Genomic DNA, 20,580 nt, shown 5'->3' on the forward strand with positions numbered 1-20,580 from the left:
AAGGAACCCCTCATGACCCTCACCCGTCACCTGCTCATCGGCGGCAAGGCCGTGCCCGCCCGGTCCGGCCGTACCGTCGCCGACGTCAATCCCTACACCGGGCAGGCGTACGCCACCGTGGCCGCCGCCGGAACCGAGGACGTGGCGCTCGCGGTGGACGCCGCGCAGGCCGCCTTCGACGACTGGGCGGCGCTGAGCCCGTTCGCCCGCCGTGCGATCTTCCTCAAGGCCGCCGACCTGCTGGCCGAACGCGGCGAGCAGGCGGCGGCCCTCATGGCCGGCGAGGTCGGCGGCACCCGTCCGTGGGCCCTGTTCAACGTCGGCCTGGCCGCGAACATCCTGCGGGAGTGCGCCGCCGCGATCACAGCGCCCCGTGGGGACGTGCTCGCCGCCCAGGAGGAAGGCGCGCTCGGCCTGGCCGTACGCGAGCCCGTCGGCGTGGTCGCCGCCTTCTCGCCGTGGAACGCACCCCTCATCCTCGGCGTACGCGCGGTGGCCGCCGCGCTCGCCGCCGGGAACACGGTCGTCATGAAGCCCAGCGAGGACGCCCCCATCGCCTGCGGCCTGTTCGTCGCCGACGTGCTGGCGGAGGCCGGGCTCCCCGACGGCGCGCTCAACGTCGTCACCAACGATCCGGCCGACGCCGCCCAGATCGCCGAGGCGCTCATCGCCGACCCGCGGGTGCGCACGATCAACTTCACCGGCTCCACCGAGATCGGCCGCATCATCGGCACCCACGCCGCCAGGCACCTCAAGCCGGCCCTGCTGGAGCTCGGCGGCAAGAACGCGATCATCGTGCTCGACGACGCGGACGTCGACTACGCGGTGGACGCGGCGGCGTTCGGCGTGTTCATGAACGCCGGGCAGATCTGCATGTCCGGCGACCGCGTCCTGGTGCACGAGTCGCTGGCCGAGGAGTTCACCGCCAAGTTCGCCGCCAAGGTCGCCGCCCTGCCCTCCGGCGATCCGGCCGACCCCGCCACGGTCATCGGGCCGCTGGTCTCCGCCGGCGCGGCGCGCCGCGTCGCCGCCCTCGTCAGCGACGCCGTCGCCAGGGGAGCCACCGTCGTGACCGGCGGGGGCGAGCCGGTGGGGGCGGTCCACCCGGCGACCGTGCTGACCGGGGTGCCCGGCGACGCCGATCTGTACCACGGCGAAGCCTTCGGCCCGGTCTGCGTGATCGACACCTTCGCCACCGACGAGGAGGCCGTCACCAAGGCCAACGACACCGACCACGGCCTGACCGCGGGGATCATCACCGAGAACGGTACGCACGGGCTGCGGGTGGCCCGCCGGCTGCGGACCGGCATCGTCCACGTCAACGACCAGTCGGTGGCCGACGAGCCGCAGGCCCCGTTCGGCGGGTTCAAGTCCTCCGGCTACGGCCGGTTCGGTGGCCGCTGGGGCATCGAGTCCTTCACCAACACCCGCTGGATCACCCTGGCGACCCAGCACGCCCACTACCCCTTCTGAGCCGCCGCCGGGCTCCGCTTCCCCCACCCTCGGCCACGCGCAGGCCGTCCAGAGGCGGCGGCGGGCCAGGGCTGCGACGGGGCGGGGACCGTCAGGCCCCCGCCCCGTTCCGGGTGATCGGCGGTGGACGGTGGGACCCGTCCGCTAGCTCGCGTAGGTCTCGAACTCGGCGACCCTCGGCGTGCCGGTCGAGCTGGTGATCCTGAAGGTGATCTTGCTCAGCGCGGTCGAGGTGAAGGTGATGGTGCCCGCCCCGCTGCCGGACTTCAGGACGGCGCCGGTGCCGGCGTTGAGGAGCTGCCAGGCCCCGATCGCGGAGCCGGACGCCTCGCGGATGATGACTCTGGAGACCGTCGTGGCGGAGCCCCACTTGATCGAGATGTCACCGGTCGAGCCGGCCGGGGACCAGTAGGTGCTCACGTCGCCGTCCCGCACGTTGCCGTAGCTCGTCCCGTCGGCCTTGCTGGAGCCGTCGGAGCCGGCCCCGATGCTGAGGTTGGGGCCGCCGGGCGAGGTGGTGGGCGTCGGCGTGGGGGTGACCGTCGGAGTCACCGTCGGAGTCACGGTCGGCGTCGGTGTCTGTGGCGTGCAGCTGCCGTTCGACACCTGCAGTCCCTTGTTGGCGCCGGCCGTCTGCCGGACGATGGCCGGCACGCAGCTCGCCCCGTCGAGGCTGTAGGAGTAGGGGATGCTGACGGTGGTGTTGGACTGAGGGTTGGGTCCGGCGGGGGCGTTGTCGGTGCCGGGGGCGGACCAGGTGACGTTGTCGAAGATGTTGCCGCCGACCTGCCAGTAGCCGGCCTCGCTGGTGTAGAAGGTGCCGAGGACGTCCTTGGAGTCCTTGAAGTAGTTGTTCTCCACCTTGGCGCGCGCCCCGGCCCGGGAGTTGATACCGGACTCGTGCAGGCTCACGTAGGAGTTGTTGTAGATGTGGGCTATGCCGCCACGCAGCAGCGGCGTGCGGGAGTCGATGTTCTCGTACAGGTTGTGGTGGAAGGTGACGTAGCCGTTCGAGCGGTCGCTCTCGCTGGACCCGATGAGCCCGCCGCGGCCGGAGTTGCGCAGGATGCTGTAGGAGAGGGTCACGTACTGGGTGTCGTCCTTCATGTCGAAGAGGCCGTCGAAGCCCTCCGACTCCCCGCCCGACGCCTCCAGGGTGGCGTGATCGACCCAGACGTTGCGGACGCCGCTCTCCATGCCGATGGCGTCGCCGCCGTTGGAGGTGGGCGAGCCCGACTTCTTGACGTTCCGGATGGTCACGTTCTGGATGATGATGTTGCTGGCCTCGCGGATGTGGATGCCCAGCTGGTCGAAGACGGCCCCGCTGCCGACCCCGATGATCGTGACGTTGCTGATCTGCTTGAGTTCGATCACGCCGGCGGCGGTGTTGCAGCTTCCGCCCGACACCTTGGTGGTGTTGCCGTGGTTGATGGTCCCCTCGACCTCGATGGTGATCGGGGTGCTGCTGCTGGCCCGGCCGCAGAGGGCCGCATGGATCGCGGTCCCCGTGGTGGCCCGCACCGTCTGCCCGCCCGCACCGCCGGTGGTCCCGCCGTTGCCGGTCGCGTAGCCGGTGGCGCTGCCGACCGCCGCCGCCGACGCCTGGATCATCGGCCAGGCCACGCCGACCGCGGCCGCAGTGGCCACCGCGGCCAGCGCCGCCTGGAGTCGCAACGCGACTGCTCGTCTCATCCTCGTCCCACCTTCGTCGTCGAATCCCGGGTGTCTCTGGTTTCTCCGCGCGGTCACCGTAGGAAAGCGCTTTCCCGGTGTGGTGTCAATGAGTCATGAAACTTTCATCGCGCACCTGACGGACGAGCGGGCCGCGGCCAGGTCAGTGCTCTTCCTTGAGGCGTTCGAAGACGAGCTGGGTGCGCCGGACGGCGCGCACGCCGTACACCTGGGAGATCAGCTCGGGGGTGAGGACCTGGTCGGGGGGCCCGCCGGTGACGATGCGGCCGGCGTTCATGACGTAGAGGCGGTCGCAGAAGGCGGCGGCCTGGTTGAGGTCGTGCAGGACGGCCAGGGTGGCGATGCCCTGCTTGCGGACGAGGTGCAGGAGCTCGAGCTGGTGGCGGATGTCGAGGTGGGAGGTGGGCTCGTCCAGCAGGAGCAGGCGGGTCTGCTGGGCGAGGGCGCGGGCGAGCAGGACGCGTTGCTTCTCGCCGCCGGACAGTGTGGCGAAGATCCGGTCGGCGGCGCCGGCCAGGCCGACGCGGTCCAGCGCCCGCGCGCACAGCTCCCCGTCCGCCAGAGCGTCGGGCTTGTACGGGGTGCGGCCCATGAGGACGATCTCGGCCACGGTGAAGTCCAGGTCGGCCGGGGTCTCCTGGGCGACGACGGCGGTCCGCCTGGCCGCCTCGCGGGCAGGCAGCCGGTGCACGTCGTCGCCGTCCACGCTGATCAGCCCGGCCGCCGGGCGCAGGGCCCGGTAGATCGAGCGGAGCAGGGTGGACTTGCCGCAGCCGTTGGGGCCGACCAGGCCGACGATCTCGCCGTCGGCCACCGTCAGGTCGGCCTCGTGCACGATCCCGTGGCCGTCCAGCCGGACGGACACCCCGCGCAGGTCGAGTTTCACGTGACGCTCACCGCCCGGTCCACGGAGCGGCGGCGCAGCAGCCACAGGAAGAACGGCACGCCGAACAGGGCGGTGACGATGCTGAGCGCCAGCTCCTGCGGGGCGTTGACGGTGCGGGCGGCGATGTCGACGAGTTGCAGGAACACGGCACCGAGCAGGGCGGTGACGGGCAGCACCCGGCGGTGGTCGGCGCCGACGAGCAGCCGGGCCGAGTGCGGCACGATGAGCCCGACGAACGCGATCGCGCCGCTGGTGGCCACGAGCACGCCGACCAGCAGCGAGGTCAGCACGAACAGGGTCAGCCGGAAGCGGTTGACGTTGACGCCGAGCGAGACGGCGCTCTCCTCCCCGGCGGCGAGCGCGTTCAGCGGGCGGTGCTGAAGCAGCAGGTACGCCACCCCGGCGGCCAGGACGACGGCCGGCAGCGGCAGCAGGTGCCAGCGGGCCCCGCCGAGGCTGCCCATCAGCCAGAACAGCACCTGCTGGGCGGCCCGCCCGCTCTGCGCGGCTTGCAGGACGTAGCTGTAGGCGGCCTGGAACAGGTACGCCAGCGCCACCCCGGCCAGCACCAGCCGCGACGGGGTGAGCCGTCCGGACCGCTGCGCCAGCAGGTACACCAGGCCGAGAGCCAGCAGGGAGCCGGCGAAGGCGGCGGCCGACAGCGACAGCCCGCCCAGCGCCGAGGCGCCCAGGATCAGCACGAGCACCGCACCGAACGAGGCGCCGGAGGAGACCCCGAGCAGGAACGGGTCGGCCAGCGGATTGCGTACCAGTGCCTGCAGCACGGCCCCGACCACGGCGAGCCCGGCCCCGACCAGGAGCGCCAGCAGCGCCCGGGGCAGCCGGAACTCCCACACGATCTGCTCCTGCACCGGGGTCCAGGTGCGCGGCACCAGGCCGGGGGCGAGGCGGTCGGCGACGATGCCCCACGCCTGGGGCAGGGCCACGTGCACCGCGCCGATGCTTACCGCCAGCCAGGTCGAGGCGACGACGGCGACGACGAGTGCCGCGACGAGCAGGAGGAACCGGCTCGCGCGGCGGCTCTTGGGCCGGAGCCCGGTCCGTGCCGGGTCCTGCTGGGCTGTGCTGGTCACTGGTCGAAGGCGTCCGGGTGCAGGAAGCGGGCGATGTCGGTGATGGCCAGGAGGTTGCGGTAGCCGGGGTGCTGGGCCGCCACCGGAAGCGCGAGGTAGCGCTGGTCCTTGGCGGCCGGGCTGTTCTTTGCGATGGCGAACGCCTCGGCGGCCTTGGCCGGGGAGCTCGGCATGTCCTCGCCGCGCAGGGTGGCGTAGTCGCTGACCAGGACGGCTTCGGGCTGGGAGGCGCTGACCTTCTCGGCGCTGACCTCGGTGTAGTCGCCCTTGACGTCGGCCAGCACGTTCACGCCGCCGGCCGCGGTGATCATCTGGTTGGTGATCCCGGAGCCGCCGTAGGCGTTGACCGGGCCCTTGCCGCCGTCGGTGGCCAGCACCTTGACGGGGGTACGGCCCTCGACGCGCTTGCGCACCTCGGCCAGCTGCGCCTGCAACTCGCTGACCAGCTTCTCGGCCCGGTCGGACACGCCGAAGATCTTGCCGAGGTTACGCAGGTCCGTGAAGGTGTCGTCGATGGTGAACTGCAGCACCTCCTCGGGGCTGCACCAGCCGCCCAGGATGTACGGCGGTGAGCCGGCCGCGTCCAGCTCCTCCACGGTGGCATAGCCGCCGGCGGCGTCGAAGCTGGCCATCGCGTTGTCCAGGACGAAGTCCGCGCCCTGGGCGAGCATGACCTCCTTCTGCGGCAGCATGATCGTCGGTGCGATCTCCGGGATCCGGTCGTACTGCTCCTTCTGCCCAGGCAGGAACGGGCTCTCCGCGAAGTTCGTGCGCCCGGCGATCCGGTCGCCCAGGCCGAGGGCGAGCAGGGTCTCCAGCGAGGGATGGTAGCCGGTCACCACCTTGGCGGGCGGCCTGTCGAAGGTGAGCTTGCGCCCGCAGTTCTCGATCGTGACGGGGAAGCCGGCCTGCGGCGCCGCCGCCTGCTTTGTGGCGGGAGCCGGCGAACAGGCCGCCAGTGACAGAGCCGCCACCAGGGCGAGCAGCCTTCTCATGATCCGGTTACCACCTTCAGTGGTCGGCCTGGCCGGGCGGTACGGGGCGGGCGGCTCATGTGGCGAGTCTCCGGAGGTGGTGAGAGGTCAACTGATCGTGATGCGAGAAAGCACCCCATTCTGCTCATAAGTCGCAATTGCCAGCAAGTCGCATTAGCTCAACCTGGGCAGAGGGCGGCGCCCGCCTGGCGTGCTCCCAGGCCAGCACGCCCCAGCCCGAGCCCTGGACGGTGGCGGTGGCGGTGGTGAGCTTCTTCTTGAAGGCGTCGAAGGAGCCGAAGTGCTCGGTGATCGCATCGCCCAGCTCGCCGTCGGGGCGGTCGCCGCCGTCGGGGGACAGGTTCTGCCAGAAGATCGTGTGCAGCACGTGCCCGGACAGGTTGAACGCGAACGTCTTCTCCAGCCCGACCAGCCCGGCGAAATCGCGGTTTCGGATTGATGCCGCCGACGCGCTGAAGTTCCAGCAAGGTGCGCCAGCGTCCGGTGCGCACCCCGTCAACCGTCAAGCGGGTGAACACCTTCGAGGTGAGCTCGACGTCGGGCATGGCGCGGTGCCGGTCGGCGGGAAGGGCCAGACCGAGGCGCCGGGCGACCAGGTCGAGCTTGTGGGAACGGAGCTCTGGCAGCAGGGCGCGGGCGAGCTTCACGGTGCAGATGAGCGGTATGGCGGCCAAGGTCGGGCAGTGGCGGCGCTGACCGCCGATCAGCGTGGCCTCCGTGTGCGCGGAGTGGGCCACGAGCCGGTACGGCGGAGCGTTCAGGCGAGCCTCCAGCCTCGCCATCACCTGCGCCGCGGGCGCCGCCCGGGCGAGCATGGCCGCGGTGATGCCGGTGTGGGTCACGAAGAGCTCGGTGACCGGCACGTCGGGTGGCAGGCGCATCAGGGAGGTGAACCGGTCGGACTCCGTCCAGGTCCCGTCGTCGTTCAGCCGACCGGCCAGGACGGCGACCTCGACGGGCTCCAGCGGCCGGCATGGCGGAAGGAGGGGAGACGCGAGCGGTCCCCCCTCCTCGTCCGGTCAGCCGACGGGCGGGCCGGCGATCGGGACGTAGCCGGTGAACTGGTTGGGGGGCTGCAGGACGGAGCCGAGCTCCAGGTTCGCGGCCAGGGCGCCGCTGCCGAGGCGGGCCAGCAGGAACTCGGTCAAGGGGCCGTTGGGGCCGGTGCCGAATGCCGCCGGGTTCCCGGTCACGGCGCCGTCGAGGCGCTCGAAGCCGCGGTAGACGCCGTCCGGTCCCCGCTTGTTGACGGTGATCGCGCCGTCCGGGCCCCGGCTGTACAGGTAGGTGATGTTCGGCTGGCCACTGGCGGCGATGTCGCTGGTGAGGGTGCCGCCGAGAGGCTTCCAGGATTGCGGTGCGACGACCAGGCTGTAGGTGTACAGCCCGTTGTCCTGGCCGCGCGCCCAGATCTCGCCGCCCGCGAAGTAGAAGTCCTCGGCGACGGCGATGTTGCTGGTGACCTGCAGGTCACCGAGGGGCTGGAAGCTGGTGGCCGAGGTGGTGGTCACCCGGCTGACGTACACGCGGTGATCGCTGCCGCGGATGAACACGCGTACGGTGTCGGTCGGGAACACGAACGTGCGGGCGGCGGTGATGTCGCTGGTGGCGAAACCGCCCAGGCTGCTCCACCCCGTCCACTGGCCGTTGCGCAGGACGTTCGTCCAGACCGCGCCGTCGGTGCCGCGGGCGAAGATCCGGACCACGCTGCCCAGCGGGGACACGTTCGGGACGATGGCTTCGACGTCGCCCGTGGCGGTCAGACCGGGCACCGCGGAATAGCCGGTGACCGCGCCGGACGGGGTGATGGTGTTGGTGTAGACCTGGTCATCGGTGCCGCGGACGAAGAACTGCGTCCCCGCGGTGGTCACCACGACCGACGGGTCGCCGACGATCGATCCGCCCAGCGACTGCAGGGGCCCGAAGGCCGAGCCCGAGCGACGGCTGAACAACAGGGAGCCGTCGGCGCCGCGGACGGCGACGCCCGTGGCGGCGAAGGGGCTCAGGTTGTACGCGACGTTGGGAGTGCTGAGTTCGGGCAGGTCGGCCGCGTATGGCGGCGGCGCGGCCGAGGCGGGCGGCGCGAGCGCCAGGACGCTCGCGGCGACGATCACCGCGGCCACGGCGGGCTTGCGCAACCAGCGTGGGAGGGCCATGGGAAGTCCCTTCTTCGGAAGTGACTTCGATTCGCCCCTGGAGGGCATCTGGATTGGTACAAAATTCAAGTAAATCTGCCGTCGTCCGCGCTGAGGGGACGATCCGTCCGGCTCGCTACGCTCAGTGCCGGTGGCTTTCGACAGGGCCCTCGATATGGCCGCCGAGCCGGGCGCGGAGCCCGGACAGGAGCTTCGAGGCGGAGACGACGGTCCAGCGGTCGCCGACCAGGTAGGTCCCGCCGTAGGACTCCGCCTCGCTGAGCCACTCGTCCTCGCCGGCCCGCGTGGCGAAGGTCATGACGATGTAGCGGTCGGCAGCCGACCGGCAGGACACCCCGTGCAGCTCCGCCGCGTCGACCTGGGTCTGCGGCCGCTCGCACCGGATGGCGGCGAGGATGCGGTCGAGGCCGGCCGCGGGCAGAGCCTCGTCGATGACGGGCCGGGCCTGATGGTGATGCGTGGCCGCGGTGCCGGCCGGCGCGGGGGTGAAAATCGTGACCGCGGCCAGGCTCACGCCCAAGAGGGTCAGGCAGGACGCCACGATGACACGCAGAAGCTTCAACCTGGGCAACTTTCTGGACCTGGCGATGGCCGAGCGGCCGTGCTCAGGTACGCAGGCCGGCGGCTGCCGGTTCACCGCGATCGAGGGCCGGCATGGACCGCGAGGCTCATGGCGGCACGCCCGGTGCGCGCGGTGATCACCATCACGGCCAGGCCGAGCGCCACGACCGCCGCGCCCACGAACAGCGGCGAGGCGTAGCCCAGGCCGGCGCTGATCGCGAGGCCGCCGAGCCAGGCGCCCAGGGCGTTGCCGACGTTGGAGGCCGAGACATTGGCGCTGGCGGCGAGCGGTGCGCCGCCGGCGGCGTCCGTGACGCGGGTGATCAGGCCGGGGACGCCGGCGAACCCGAAGGCGCCCATCAGGAAGACCAGGACCACCGACGCGACCCGCCCGTCGGCCAGCAGGCCGAACGTCGCGAGCGTGACGGCGAGTCCCGCCATGGACACGATCAGCGTGCGGTCGCGGTCGCGGTCGGCCGCCCGGCCCCCGGCGACGTTGCCGAGCACCAGGCCGCTGCCGTAGACGACCAGCAGCCAGGCGACGTCCGCGCTGGAGAAGCCGGTGACCTCGGTGAAGGTGTAGGCGATGTAGCTGAACGCCCCGAACATGCCGCCGTAGCTGAGGGCGGTGGCGGTCAGGGTCAGCCAGACCTGCCACGAGCGGAAGGCGCGAAGCTGGGCGCGCAGGCCGGCCGCCCGCTGGGTCTCGCCCTCGGCGGCCGTCCCCCGGGTCTTGCCCTCGCCGGCAGTCCCGTCCACCTGGTCCAAGGTGCCTGCCCAGGCCGGGACCCAGACGGCGATGGCGGCCGCGGCCAGCACGCCGATCCCGGTGATCGCCCAGAACGTGGCGCGCCAGCCCCACCGCTCGCCGACCAGCGCGCCGAACGGCACGCCCAGCACGTTGGCGAGCGTCAGGCCGGCGAACATCATGGCGACCGCGCGCGAGGCCCGCTCCGGCGGGACCATGCGGCGGGCGACGAGCGAGCCGATGCCGAAGAAGGAGCCGTGGCACAGGGCGGCGACGACGCGGCCGAGCAGCGCCACGGCGTAGGTGGGCGCGACGGCGGACAGCAGGTTGCCGAGGACGAACAGCGCCATCAGCCCGACCAGGCCCATCTTGCGGTGGATGCGGGCGGTGGCGGCGGTCAGCAGGATCGCGCCGATCGCGACGCTCAGGGCGTATCCCGAGATGAGCCACCCGGCCGCGGCCTCGGAGACGTCCAGACCGCGGCTCACCTGGGGTAACAGGCCCGCGATCACGAACTCGGTCAGACCGATCCCGAAGCTGCCGAGCGCGAGCGCGACCAATCCGCCGGGCATTCGCCGCCGGTCTCCGCCGTTCTGTCCGATGTTCACGTAAACATTTTGCCCCTACTCGGTCTTCATCCGAGCCGGGTGAAACGGACGAAGTCCCTCCACCGGTCGCCGTCGGTGTCGAGAAACGCGAACCCCTCGGGCTCGGCCAGAGCGCGGAGCCGGGCGACGCTGAACCGGTCGGGGTCGAGGAAGCCTTCGAAGAAGACGAGCACGCCGCCCGGCCTGAGCACGCCGGCCAGCGCGCGCACGCAGGCGGCCGCGTCCGGCACCTCGCCGATCACGGCGGCCAGGAACGCCACGTCGAACGTGCGCGCGGCGAACGGCAGACCTTCACCGGCGTCGCCGCTGTGGAAGCCGACGTTGCGGCAACCGGCGCGGTCGAGCTTGCGCCGCGCCTTGGCGAGCATCTCGGGCTGGACGTCGAACAGTTCGAGCCGGCCGCCGTCAGTCGGCGCGCGATCTCGACGCTGTAGAACCCGGGACCGGGACCCAGCTCCAGGACCCGTTCGCTGCCGGTCAGCCCGAGCCGGTCGATCACGCCTTTCGGCTTCGTCAGCAGCCGGCGCAGCGGGTTGTCGAGCACGAACGCCGCCTGGTGCGGGAAAGGGAAGTCGCCGAGCCGCCGGGTCTGCTTGATCAGTGTGTCCAGCCAGGTCGTGGGCATGCGCATCGCTCCTCTGCGAATAGCCGCTCGGTCTTCGGGGTCATGTCCGGGCCGCCGCGAGCCGCAGGCGTACGCCGTCGAGGAAGAGCTCCAGGCCGTACGCGAACCGCTCCTCGGGGTCGGCCTTGATCACGCCGTCCATCGCGCGGTGCAGCTCGGTGTCGGGCAGCTGCGCTCCGCGCTGCTCCCAGTCACCGGCGGCGCGCTGGGCCTGCTCCTCGATCGTGTGACCGAGGACGTAGTACAGGGCGGAGAAGACCACCCAGCCGGCCCGTTCGAGCGGGAAGCCCGCGTCGGTGAGGATGCGCGCGGCCTGCTCGCCGCCGCGCACGGTGTTCGGCTCCACCACGTACGTGCCGGCGACCACGCGGGCGCCGTCACGGTGGGAGAGCAAGGCGCGGCGCGCGCGGTGGGCGATCTCCGCCAGTTGCGCGTCCCAGGGGCCTGGGGCGAGCGGGGTGTCGGTGATCTCGCCGACGATCCGCTCGGCCATGGCGCCGAGCAGGGCTTCCTTGTTCTTGAAGTGCCAGTAGATGCCGCCGGCCTGCACTCCGAGCCGCGCGCCCAGCTTGCGCATGGTCAGCCCGTCGAGGCCGTCGGTGTCGAGCAGGGCCAGCGCCCCGGTGACGACGTCAGCACGCTTCAGCTGCATGCCTGGATCGTCGCACCAAACTTGAACATCGTTCAACCTGAACAATGTTCAAGTGAGCTATCTCACAGTGCCCTCGTCGGGATCCGGGATCGGGAGAGGACGGAGCGGAACCGGCGTCGAGACGACGATCGACGTCGTCGTCTGCCCGTGGATGACGAACCGGTCGATGATCTCCTCCAGCCCGGCCATCGACGGGGCGTGGACTTTCAGGATGAAGCAGTCCTCCCCGGTGATCCGGTGGCATTCGACCACGTTCGGCGTCCGGCGGGCGGCCTCGGCCACCCTGGGGAGCTGGCCGGGGCCAGGGCGGACGCGTACAAGCGCGGTCACGGTCATGCCGAGGGCCTCGGGTGCGACCTCCATGCGGAACCCGGCGATGACGCCGGCCCGCTGGAGGCGCTGCACGCGTTCGGTGACCGCGGGCGCGGACATGCCGACCCGGCGCGCGAGCTCGGACATCGACAGCCGCGGGTCGGCGTGCAGCTCGGCGAGCAACCGGGTGTTGACGCTGTCGATCGCGCCGAGGTCGTGCGTGGCAGGGCCGGAAGACCTGGAATTCAACGGCAATTGGGGCCTCTCGCCTACAGAATGGCATTCAGCTGCGCTACCAGGGTTTGCCACGCTACTCCGGTGAGCCCCTCCGGCAAAGAGTCGCACTTGTCCGACCGGGTGCCGCCGCAGGCGTTCTTCGCGGTGAGCGCCGTCTTCCACTATCTCGGGCCGGCGCTCGCCGTCATGCTGTTCGAGCACGTCGGCGTGTTCGGGGTCACCTGGCTGCGGATCGCCTGCGCCGCGGTGGTGTTCGCCGTCTGGTGCCGCCCGTGGCGGCTGGCCCGGCGGCTGGGGCGCGCGCAGCTGGGCCTGCTCGCCGCGCTGGGCGTGGTGCTCGCGGCCATGAACACCGTGTTCTACCTGGCCTGCGCGCGCATCCCGCTGTCGACGGTCGGGGCGATCGAGTTCCTCGGCACGATCGTGCTGGCCGCGATCGGCGTGCGCAATCGCCGCAACCTGCTGGCGCTCGTGCTCGCCGTCGGCGGGGTCGCCGTGCTGGCCGACGTCCGGCTCGTGGACGAGCCGCTGGGGTTCGTCTTCGCGTTCGCGAACTGCGCGTTGTTCCTGGTGTACGTCGTACTCGGGCACCGCGTCGCCAACGCCGGCCCGGGCCTGAGCGGGATCGACCAGCTGGGTGCCGCGATGCTGATCGCCGCCGTCGTGGTGACGCCGTACGGCCTGGGCGACGCCACGGCGGCCTTCACCCACCCGTCCCTGCTGCTGGCCGGGATCGGCGTGGCCGTCTGCTCCTCGGTCATCCCGTACGTCACCGACCAGCTGGCCATGGCGCGGCTGCGCCGGGCGACCTTCGCGCTCATGCTCAGCATCCTCCCGGCGATGGCCACCGTCATCGGCCTGGCCGTGCTGGCCCAGGTTCCCACGATCCAGGACCTCGCCGGCATCGCCCTGATCACGGTGGGCGTCGCAGTCCACCAAGAACCCGAAAAGGGGAAAATTTCGTGAAATATGTACGTCTCGGGGCGTCCGGGCTGAAGGTCTCACGTGTCTGCCTAGGCATGATGACCTTCGGTGACACCGCGACCCGGCGCTGGCATCTGGACGAGCAGGCCGCCGAGCCCATCGTCAAACAGGCGGCCGACGCGGGGGTGACCTTCTTCGACACGGCCGATATGTACTCGGGCGGCGCCAGCGAGGAGATCACCGGGCGGCTGCTCGGCCGGCTCTTCCCGCGCCGCGAGGACTACGTGCTGGCCACGAAGGTCTACTTTCCCACCGGTCCCGGGCCCAACGACGGCGGCCTGTCGCGCAAGCACATCATGGCCGCGATCGACGCCTCGCTGCGCCGGCTGGGCACCGACCACGTCGATCTCTACCAGATCCACCGCCTGGACCGCGAGACGCCGATCGAGGAGACCATGGAGGCGCTGCACGACGTGGTCAAGGCCGGAAAGGCCCGCTACCTCGGGGCGTCCAGCATGTACGCCTGGGAGTTCGCCAAGGCCCAGCACGCCGCCCGGTCCGGGGGGTGGACGCCGTTCGTGTCGATGCAGAACCACTACAACCTGGTGTACCGGGAGGAGGAGCGGGAGATGATCCCGCTCTGCCGGGACCAGGGCGTCGGCGTGATCCCGTACAGCCCGCTCGCCCGCGGCATGCTCGCCGGGAACCGAACCCGCGACGGGCAGCCCACCACCGTGCGCGCCGGCTCGGACCCGCTCGCCGAGTCCCGGCACGACGAGGCCGACTTCGACATCGTGGACGAGGTGCGCGCGATCGCCACCGGGCACGGCCGGTCACCGGCCCAGATCTCGCTCGCCTGGCTGCTCGGCAGGCCCGGCGTGACGGCGCCCGTCATCGGCGCCACCAAGGTGCACCACGTCGACGAGGCGGTCGCCGCCCTGGACGTGGCGCTGACCGGCGAGGAGGTCGCCCGGCTGGAGGCGCCGTACCGGCCGCATCCGGTCAGCGGCCACGAGTGATCGCCCGCCACCCGCGACCTCACCGCAGGGCGCCGAGGACGGCCGCCGGGTCATCCGGCTTTCGGTGACCGCCGCGCCAGGTGCCGCTTCGACCCCGCGGTGGTCGGTCCGAACGTGACACCGGGCGGCGGCGGCGTCACGGGCTTCCGGACCCTGGGCACGATGCCGACCTGGTACGCGTCCTCGTAGACGAGCTCTCCGGGATCGCTGGCGCGTACGAGGTCGCAGCGCACGCCGTGCGTCTTCAGCAGGTCACGCAACGGCTGCAGGCGGGCGAGCATCGCGCCCGTGGTGGCGCGCTTGAACCAGGTGACCGCGCCGATGATGTTCCCGTCGGCGTAGAACGGCGGCTCGGGCAGGTGCTCCTGGAACCAGTCGTCGATGTCGAAATAGCGCTCTTCTTCCTCCACGGTGAGCAGGCTCTGGCGCCGCAGGTGGTCGACGGCGACGAAGATGCCGACCTCGACCCCCAGCCGGCCCACGTAGCCGGCCTGAAGCCGCAGGTACGGCAGCTCGTCCTCGGTCATGTCGTCAGGCACGGGATCCTCCGGGTTGGGCCTGCCAGGGATTATCGCCGATCACCGCGGGCAGGCCGCCGGGGGCCGCGATCGGCTCAGGCCCGGCCGGACGCGCCCGTGGCCGGCGGATCGGGGAGCTCGGCGGCCACGCGGGCGGCGGTCTCGCGCAGCCAGCTGTGGGCGGCGTCGTGGGTGTGCACCGGGTGCCACCACAGCGCCTCCTGCAGCGGCACCGCCTCGAACGGGCAGGGCAGCGCGCGGACGGGGGCGAGGTCGCGCAGCAGGTGGGCCAGCCGCTGCTGCACGAGCGCGACCCGGCGGGTGCCGGCCACCAGCGACGGCAGGAGCTGGAAGTTCTGTACGGACACCTCCACGTGCGGCTCCAGCCCGAGCATGGTGAGCTGGCGGGTGACCGGGGCGTCGAAGGTGCGCTGGTAGACCACCCACGGCAGGCGGGCCAGATCGTCCAGCGTGACGCGCTCGCCGATCTCCGGATGGCCGGCCGACACCAGGCACACCCACTCGTCGCGGTAGAGCTCGACCGCGGGCAGGCCGGAGATCACGCCGTGCGGCATGAGCAGGCCGTCCACGCCGGACAGCACGGTTTCCGGGCTCTCCACCGTGTCGGGCGGCACGTGCCGGAAGTGGAGCCGCACGCCGGGCGCCTCCTCGTGCAGCACGCGGGCCAGCCGCGCGCCGAAGACCGCGATCGCGTAGTCGGAGGAGAGCAGCGTGAAGTCGCGCTGCTCGGTGGCCGGGTTGAAGTCGGCGCGGCTGGTGAACAGCCGTTCCAGCACCGCGTGGGCGTTGGCGACGGGCGCGCGCAGGGCGATGCCGAGCGGGGTCAGCTCGTAGCGGTTGCCCTGCCTGACCAGCAGCTCGTCGGCGAAGTGGCGGCGGAGCCTGGCCAGGGCGGCGCTCATCGCGGGCTGGCTCAGCCCGACGCGCAGGCCGGCCTTGGTGACGTTGCGCTCCTCCAGCAGCGCGCGCAGGGCGACGAGGAGGTTGAGGTCGAGGTTGGCGAGGTTCACACGCATATCCATGTGGTGGATGGCTCGGATCCAAAGAATCGATTTCCCAGATCCTTGTGGATGGCTCAAGGTTAAGGCATCGCATCGGGAGGAAACCTCGTGGAAACATTCCCGTCCCTCGCCGGCCCCTTCGCGCTCGGCACCTTCTCCGCCGGGGCAGGCCCGGCCTTTCCCGGCCTGGTCGCCGGTGAACGCGTCCTCGACCTGAGCGGTCACGCGGCCACCACGCGGGCGCTGCTGGAGCGCTGGGACGAGGTCCTGCCGCTGCTGCACGAGGCCGCCGCGGCGGCGGAGGGGGAGTGGCGCCCGCTGGCGGGGCTGCGGGTGCACGCGCCCGTCGAGCCGCGGCAGATCCTGCAGTCCGGCGCGAACTACCGCACCCACGTGATCGACCTGGCCGTGGCGCACGAGCCGGCCGGCGGGCGGCCGGCCGAGCAGGTACGGGCCGAGGTCGCGGCGATGATGGACCGCCGCGCGGCCGAGGACCAGCCGTACGTGTTCATCGGCCTGCCCTCCTCCGTCACCGGCCCGTACGACGACGTGGTGATCCCGGCCTGGTGCGAGAAGCCGGACTGGGAGCTGGAGCTGGCCGCGGTGATCGGCCGCCCGGCGTTCCGGGTGGCTCAGGAGGACGCGCTGGAGCACGTGGCCGCCTACACCGTCGCCAACGACATCACCGCGCGCGAGCTGGTGTTCCGCCGCGACATGCCGGAGATCGGCACCGACTGGCTGCGGGCCAAGAACGCGCCCACGTTCACGCCGCTCGGCCCGTACCTGGTGCCGGCCGGGTTCGTGCCCGACCCGTCGAGCCTGCGGGTGACGCTGCGGCTCAACGGCGAGGTGATGCAGGACGAGTCCACCAAGGACATGATCTTCGACGTGGCCCGGCTGGTCTCCTACGCCTCCCAGACCGTGGAGCTGCGGCCCGGCGACCTCGTTCTCACCGGCAGCCCGGCCGGCAACGGCCTGCACTGGGGCCGGCTGCTCAGGCCCGGCGACGTGATGGAGGGCACGATCACCGGGCTCGGCACGCAGCGGAACAGGTGCCGCGATGAACGCTGAGGACGCCATCGCCGAGGCCGCGGCGAAATACTCCAACTGGGGCCGCTGGGGCGCCGGCGACGTGCTCGGCACGGTCAACTTCATCGGCCCGGGCGAGCGGGCCGCCGCCGCCCGGCTGGTCCGGCGCGGCGTGAGCTTCTCGCTGGCGCAGCCCTTCGACATGAACGGCCCGCAGCGGGGCTTGCGGCGGCGGACCAACCCGGTGCACACCATGCTCGACACCGGCCTGGACGCCGTACACGGGGACCAGGGGTTCCCGCACGGGTTCGGCGGCGCGGACGACGTGATCGCCATGCCGCTGCAGTGCTCCACCCAGTGGGACGGCCTCGGCCACATCTTCGACCACGGCAGGGCGTGGAACGGCCGCCCCGCCGACCGGGTCGTCACCAGCGAGGGCGACCAGGTGACCGGCATCGAGCACCTGGCCGCCCCCGTGGCCGGGCGTGGGGTGCTGCTCGACGTGGGCCGGGCGATCGGTGGCGGCGAGCTGCCCGACGGGTTCGCCATCACTGAGGAGCACCTGGCGGCCACCGCCGGGGCACACGGCGTCGAGATCCGGCGCGGCGACCTCGTGTGCGTACGCACCGGCCGGTTCGCCAGGGCGAAACGCGAAGGCTGGGGCGAGTACGCGGGCGGCCCCGCGCCCGGCCTGTCGTTCTGGAGCGCGGGCTGGCTGCACCGCACCGAGATCGCCGCCATCGCCACCGACACCTGGGGCTTCGAGGTGCGTCCCAACGAGTTCGACGGCGCGTTCCAGCCGCTGCACCAGGTCGTGATCCCGCACCTCGGGCTGCTGGTCGGCGAGATGTGGGACCTGGAGGCCCTGGCCGCCGACTGCGCGGGCGACGGCGTCCACGAGTTCTTCCTCACCGCCGCCCCGCTGCCCGTCACCGGCGCGGTCGGCTCCCCCGTCAACCCCCTCGCGATCAAATGAGGCCCGCATGCCAGCAGTAGGGAACGTCCTCATCGTCGGCGGTGGCACGGCCGGCTCGGCCCTGGCCGTCCTGCTCGCCCGGGCCGGCGTCGCCGTGGACGTCGCGGAGCTCCAGCCGTCGCCCACCACGCTCGGCTCGGGCCTGACCTTGCAGGGCAACGCCCTGCGGGTGCTGCGCGACCTCGGCGTCTGGGAGCAGGTCAGCGCGGCCGGGTTCGGGTTCGACACGCTCGGGCTGCGCACGCCCGACGGCGGCCTGCTCGCCGAGATCCCCGACGTCCGCACCGGCGGCCCCGACCTGCCCGCCACCCTCGGCATGAACCGGCCCGAACTGGCGGCCGTCCTGGCCGCCGCCGTGCGCGCGGCGGGGGCACGCGTCAGGTACGGGCTCACCGTGGACGAGGTCACCGCCGACGGCCGGGTGCGCCTGTCCGACGGCACGAGTGCCAGCTATGACCTGGTCGTGGGGGCCGACGGCATCCGCTCCAAGGTCCGCGGCCTGATCGGCATCGATCTGGATCCCGAGCCGACCGGCATGGGCATCTGGCGCATCCACACCCGCCGTCCGGAGGGGGTCGAGCGCACCGACCTCGTCTACGGCGGCCCCTGCTTCATCGCCGGCTACTGCCCGACCGGCCCTGCCACCATGTACGCCTACCTGGTCGAGAAGGCCCGCCCCCCGGGAAGCCGTCGGCGACAAGGCCGGGCACATGCGCGCCCTGGCCGAGGGGTACGGCGGCGCCTGGGACGAGATCCGCGCCGACATCACCGACCCCGACCGCATCAACTACACGTGGTTCGAGTCGCTGCTGGTGGAGCGCCCGTGGAACCGCGGGCGCGTCGTCCTGATCGGCGACGCCGCCCACGCCTGCCCGCCCACGCTCGCCCAGGGCGCCGCCCAGTGCCTGGAGGACGCCGCCGTGCTGGCCGAGCTGCTGCTCGGCGCCGACCGGCTGGACCAGGAGCTGTTCGACGCGTTCATGGACCGCCGCCACGACCGGGTCAAGGCCGTGGTCGAGGCGTCGGTGCAGCTCGCGCGCTGGCAGCTCGACGGGGTGCGCGACGCCGACGTGCCCGGCCTGATGGGACGGATCGCGGCGATGGTGAGCGAGCGCCCGTGACCACGGTGGACGCGCACGCGCACGTGCTGCTGCCCGGCATCGAGCAGGCGGTGGCCGGGCACCCCGGCCATGCCGCCCACCGGGAGCTGGACGCGCGGCGCAACGGGCCCGGCGCGCAGGCCGTGTCCGGCGCGATGATCGGCGAGCGCATCGGCCTGCTCACGCGGGTCGCCGACCGGCTGACGGCCATGGACGCGACCGGGGTGGACGTGCAGATCGTGAGCCCGTCGCCCTCCCACTACCACTACTGGGCCGGCCGGGAGCTGGCCGCGGACGTGTGCCGCCTGGCCGCCGAAGGCGTGGCCGGGCACGTCGCCCAGGCTCCCGGCCGGCTGCGCGGCCTCGGCCTGGCCCCGCTCCAGCACCCTGACCTGCTGGTCACGGCCCTGGACCAGGCGCTCGGGCTGGGGCTGGAGGGCGTGGAGATCTCCTCGCACGCGCCAGGACGCGACCTGTCCGACCCCGCCTACGAGCCGTTCTGGGCGCGGGCCGCGGAGTCGGGCGCGGTGGTGTTCCTGCACCCGTTCGGCTGCACGCTGGACGAGCGGCTGGACCACTGGTACCTGTCCAACATCGTCGGCCAGCCGGTGGAGAACGCCGTCGCCCTGTCGCACCTGATCTTCTCCGGGGTGCTCGACCGGCATCCCGGTCTCAAGCTGCTGGCCGCGCACGGCGGCGGCTACCTGCCGTACTACCTGGGGCGCGCCGATCACGGCCACCGGGTACGCCCCGACGCCCGCGGCTGCGCCCGCGCGCCCAGCGACTACCTGCGGGAGCTGCACTTCGACTCGCTCACGCACGACCCCGCCGTGCTGCGCGAGCTGGTCCGGGTCGCCGGGCCCGAACGGGTGCTGCTCGGCTCCGACTTCCCCTTCGACATGGGCGAACCCGACCCCCTCGCGGCCCTGCGCGCGGCCGGGCTCGGGCCCACCGCCTTCGACGCGATCCGCGGCGGCAACGCCATCCGCCTGTTCGACCTCAAGGACGACCGATGAGACTCATCACCCATCTGCGGCACGTCGACCTGGCCGTGCCCGACTACGACAAGCAGCGCGACTTCTACGCCGGCGTCTGGGGCCTGACCGAGGTCGCCAACGACTCGGGGATCAGCTTCCTGGCCGCGGCCGGATCGCCCGAGCAGTACGTCGTCCGCCTGCGCAAGGCCGCGGAGAAGCGCCTGGACCTGGTGTCCTTCGGCGCCGCGAGCCCCGCCGACGTGGACGCGCTGGCCGGACGGCTGCGTGCCGCGGGCGCCGGCCTGATCTCCGAGCCGGGCACGATGGACACCCCCGGCGGCGGGTACGGTTTCCGCTTCTTCGACCTCGACGGCCGCACCATCGAGGTCTCCGCCGACGTCGCCGTGCGCGCGCACCGCAAGCTGGAGGCCAAGGAGTCCGTCCCCGTACGGCTCTCGCACGTCGTGCTCAACGCCCCCGACATCGACGCCACCCGCGCCTGGTACGAGACCCACCTGGGCTTCGCCCTGTCCGACACCCTCGCCCACCCGCACATGGGCCAGGTCATGCACTTCATGCGCTGCAACCCCCAGCACCACAGCCTGGCCATCGCCCGCGGCCCGCACGCCTCCCTGCACCACATCAGCTTCGAGCTGCGCGGCCTGGACGAGTACATGTACGGGACGGGCAGGCTGCTGCGCGCCGGCGTCCGCATGATCTGGGGTCCCGGCCGCCACCTCGCGGGCGACAACACCTTCTCCTACTTCCTCGACCCGCACGGCAACACCGTCGAATACACCACCGAGCTGGAGGAGCTGGACGAGGACGCCTGGCACCCGCACGTCCACGACTTCTCCCAGCCCGAGGTCACCGACCAGTGGGGCACCGCCAACCCGATGAACGAGCTGATCGCCAAGGAGTCGTTCAACGACGTCGACCGCGGCGTGTTCGTCGCCCCGCCGGTCTGAGGGGGCCC

The 20,580-nt window shown here is 72.1% G+C and carries 20 protein-coding genes and 3 pseudogenes; 9 read left to right on the plus strand and 14 right to left on the minus strand.

The features are described 5' to 3' along the window. Window positions 1–12 precede the first annotated feature (12 nt). Window positions 13–1,473, plus strand: a complete 1,461-nt coding sequence (locus ETD85_RS06625) for an aldehyde dehydrogenase family protein (RefSeq protein ID WP_138688702.1) — start codon at window positions 13–15, stop codon at window positions 1,471–1,473. 144 nt (window positions 1,474–1,617) lie between these two features. Here the strand turns inward: ETD85_RS06625 and ETD85_RS06630 are convergent, their stop codons facing one another. The 12 genes and pseudogenes from ETD85_RS06630 to ETD85_RS06680 form a co-directional block, all read right to left on the minus strand. Beyond that, complete coding sequence (locus ETD85_RS06630; protein ID WP_138688703.1) at window positions 1,618–3,165, minus strand: pectate lyase family protein; 1,548 nt, start codon at window positions 3,163–3,165, stop codon at window positions 1,618–1,620. 142 nt (window positions 3,166–3,307) lie between these two features. Beyond that, on the minus strand, window positions 3,308–4,051 hold the full coding sequence (locus ETD85_RS06635) for an ABC transporter ATP-binding protein (RefSeq protein WP_138688704.1): 744 nt from the start codon (window positions 4,049–4,051) through the stop codon (window positions 3,308–3,310). Beyond that, window positions 4,048–5,145, minus strand: a complete 1,098-nt coding sequence (locus ETD85_RS06640) for a FecCD family ABC transporter permease (protein ID WP_138688705.1) — start codon at window positions 5,143–5,145, stop codon at window positions 4,048–4,050. Before ETD85_RS06640 ends, ETD85_RS06635 begins: the two co-directional genes overlap by 4 nt. Then, entirely contained in the window at window positions 5,142–6,140 is a 999-nt protein-coding gene (locus ETD85_RS06645) for an ABC transporter substrate-binding protein (protein WP_138688706.1), read from the minus strand. Before ETD85_RS06645 ends, ETD85_RS06640 begins: the two co-directional genes overlap by 4 nt. Before the next feature lie 193 nt (window positions 6,141–6,333). Beyond that, window positions 6,334–6,546 (minus strand): annotated as a pseudogene (locus ETD85_RS65510) (superoxide dismutase); the annotation flags it as partial. 118 nt (window positions 6,547–6,664) lie between these two features. Then, window positions 6,665–7,021, minus strand: a pseudogene (locus tag ETD85_RS67425) (3'-5' exonuclease); the annotation flags it as partial. A gap of 138 nt (window positions 7,022–7,159) precedes the next feature. After that, complete coding sequence (locus ETD85_RS06655) at window positions 7,160–8,296, minus strand: DUF8189 domain-containing protein (protein ID WP_138688708.1); 1,137 nt, start codon at window positions 8,294–8,296, stop codon at window positions 7,160–7,162. Between the two features lie 121 nt (window positions 8,297–8,417). Continuing rightward, window positions 8,418–8,858, minus strand: a complete 441-nt coding sequence (locus ETD85_RS06660; protein ID WP_138688709.1) for a hypothetical protein — start codon at window positions 8,856–8,858, stop codon at window positions 8,418–8,420. A gap of 71 nt (window positions 8,859–8,929) precedes the next feature. Then, a complete protein-coding gene (locus ETD85_RS06665; protein WP_240778993.1) occupies window positions 8,930–10,213 on the minus strand; it encodes an MFS transporter in 1,284 nt (427 codons plus the stop codon). 26 nt (window positions 10,214–10,239) lie between these two features. After that, on the minus strand, window positions 10,240–10,827 hold the full coding sequence (locus ETD85_RS06670; RefSeq protein ID WP_206058138.1) for a class I SAM-dependent methyltransferase: 588 nt from the start codon (window positions 10,825–10,827) through the stop codon (window positions 10,240–10,242). Between the two features lie 51 nt (window positions 10,828–10,878). Continuing rightward, the gene (locus tag ETD85_RS06675; RefSeq protein ID WP_138688710.1) at window positions 10,879–11,490 is read right to left on the minus strand and encodes a TetR/AcrR family transcriptional regulator C-terminal domain-containing protein; all 612 of its coding nucleotides are present in this window, start codon (window positions 11,488–11,490) and stop codon (window positions 10,879–10,881) included. 57 nt (window positions 11,491–11,547) lie between these two features. Further along, complete coding sequence (locus ETD85_RS06680) at window positions 11,548–12,051, minus strand: Lrp/AsnC family transcriptional regulator (RefSeq protein WP_240778994.1); 504 nt, start codon at window positions 12,049–12,051, stop codon at window positions 11,548–11,550. 69 nt (window positions 12,052–12,120) lie between these two features. On the opposite strand from ETD85_RS06680, the gene ETD85_RS06685 reads away from it, so the two are divergent. Continuing rightward, the gene (locus tag ETD85_RS06685; RefSeq protein ID WP_138688711.1) at window positions 12,121–13,005 is read left to right on the plus strand and encodes an EamA family transporter; all 885 of its coding nucleotides are present in this window, start codon (window positions 12,121–12,123) and stop codon (window positions 13,003–13,005) included. Next, window positions 13,002–13,982 (plus strand): aldo/keto reductase, encoded by a 981-nt coding sequence (locus tag ETD85_RS06690; protein ID WP_138688712.1) that lies wholly within the window; start codon window positions 13,002–13,004, stop codon window positions 13,980–13,982. Before ETD85_RS06685 ends, ETD85_RS06690 begins: the two co-directional genes overlap by 4 nt. A gap of 50 nt (window positions 13,983–14,032) precedes the next feature. On the opposite strand, the gene ETD85_RS06695 is transcribed toward ETD85_RS06690, so the two are convergent. Together ETD85_RS06695 and ETD85_RS06700 are read right to left on the minus strand one after the other, a co-directional pair. Then, window positions 14,033–14,521 (minus strand): hypothetical protein, encoded by a 489-nt coding sequence (locus tag ETD85_RS06695; RefSeq protein WP_138688713.1) that lies wholly within the window; start codon window positions 14,519–14,521, stop codon window positions 14,033–14,035. Window positions 14,522–14,595: 74 nt separating this feature from the next. Beyond that, the gene (locus ETD85_RS06700; RefSeq protein ID WP_240778995.1) at window positions 14,596–15,543 is read right to left on the minus strand and encodes a LysR family transcriptional regulator; all 948 of its coding nucleotides are present in this window, start codon (window positions 15,541–15,543) and stop codon (window positions 14,596–14,598) included. An 87-nt stretch (window positions 15,544–15,630) separates the two neighbouring features. Between ETD85_RS06700 and ETD85_RS06705 the strand changes: the two genes are divergently transcribed. The 6 genes and pseudogenes from ETD85_RS06705 to ETD85_RS06725 all read left to right on the plus strand — a co-directional run bounded on the left by ETD85_RS06705 (window position 15,631) and on the right by ETD85_RS06725 (window position 20,572). Continuing rightward, window positions 15,631–16,593 (plus strand): fumarylacetoacetate hydrolase family protein, encoded by a 963-nt coding sequence (locus ETD85_RS06705; protein WP_138688714.1) that lies wholly within the window; start codon window positions 15,631–15,633, stop codon window positions 16,591–16,593. Further along, entirely contained in the window at window positions 16,583–17,527 is a 945-nt protein-coding gene (locus tag ETD85_RS06710) for a cyclase family protein (protein ID WP_138688715.1), read from the plus strand. The genes ETD85_RS06705 and ETD85_RS06710 overlap by 11 nt, the downstream gene beginning before the upstream one ends. Window positions 17,528–17,534: 7 nt before the next feature. Continuing rightward, window positions 17,535–17,993 (plus strand): annotated as a pseudogene (locus ETD85_RS67430) (FAD-dependent monooxygenase); the annotation flags it as partial. Window positions 17,994–18,237: 244 nt separating this feature from the next. Next, a complete protein-coding gene (locus ETD85_RS66695; protein ID WP_206058139.1) occupies window positions 18,238–18,648 on the plus strand; it encodes an FAD-dependent monooxygenase in 411 nt (136 codons plus the stop codon). Then, window positions 18,645–19,643: an amidohydrolase family protein gene (locus ETD85_RS06720; RefSeq protein WP_240778997.1), complete on the plus strand. Its 999-nt coding sequence runs from the start codon at window positions 18,645–18,647 to the stop codon at window positions 19,641–19,643. The genes ETD85_RS66695 and ETD85_RS06720 overlap by 4 nt, the downstream gene beginning before the upstream one ends. Beyond that, complete coding sequence (locus ETD85_RS06725; RefSeq protein WP_138688716.1) at window positions 19,640–20,572, plus strand: VOC family protein; 933 nt, start codon at window positions 19,640–19,642, stop codon at window positions 20,570–20,572. Before ETD85_RS06720 ends, ETD85_RS06725 begins: the two co-directional genes overlap by 4 nt. Window positions 20,573–20,580: the final 8 nt, after the last annotated feature.

The organism is Nonomuraea zeae (genome assembly GCF_005889725.1).
Lineage (GTDB): Bacteria > Actinomycetota > Actinomycetes > Streptosporangiales > Streptosporangiaceae > Nonomuraea > Nonomuraea zeae.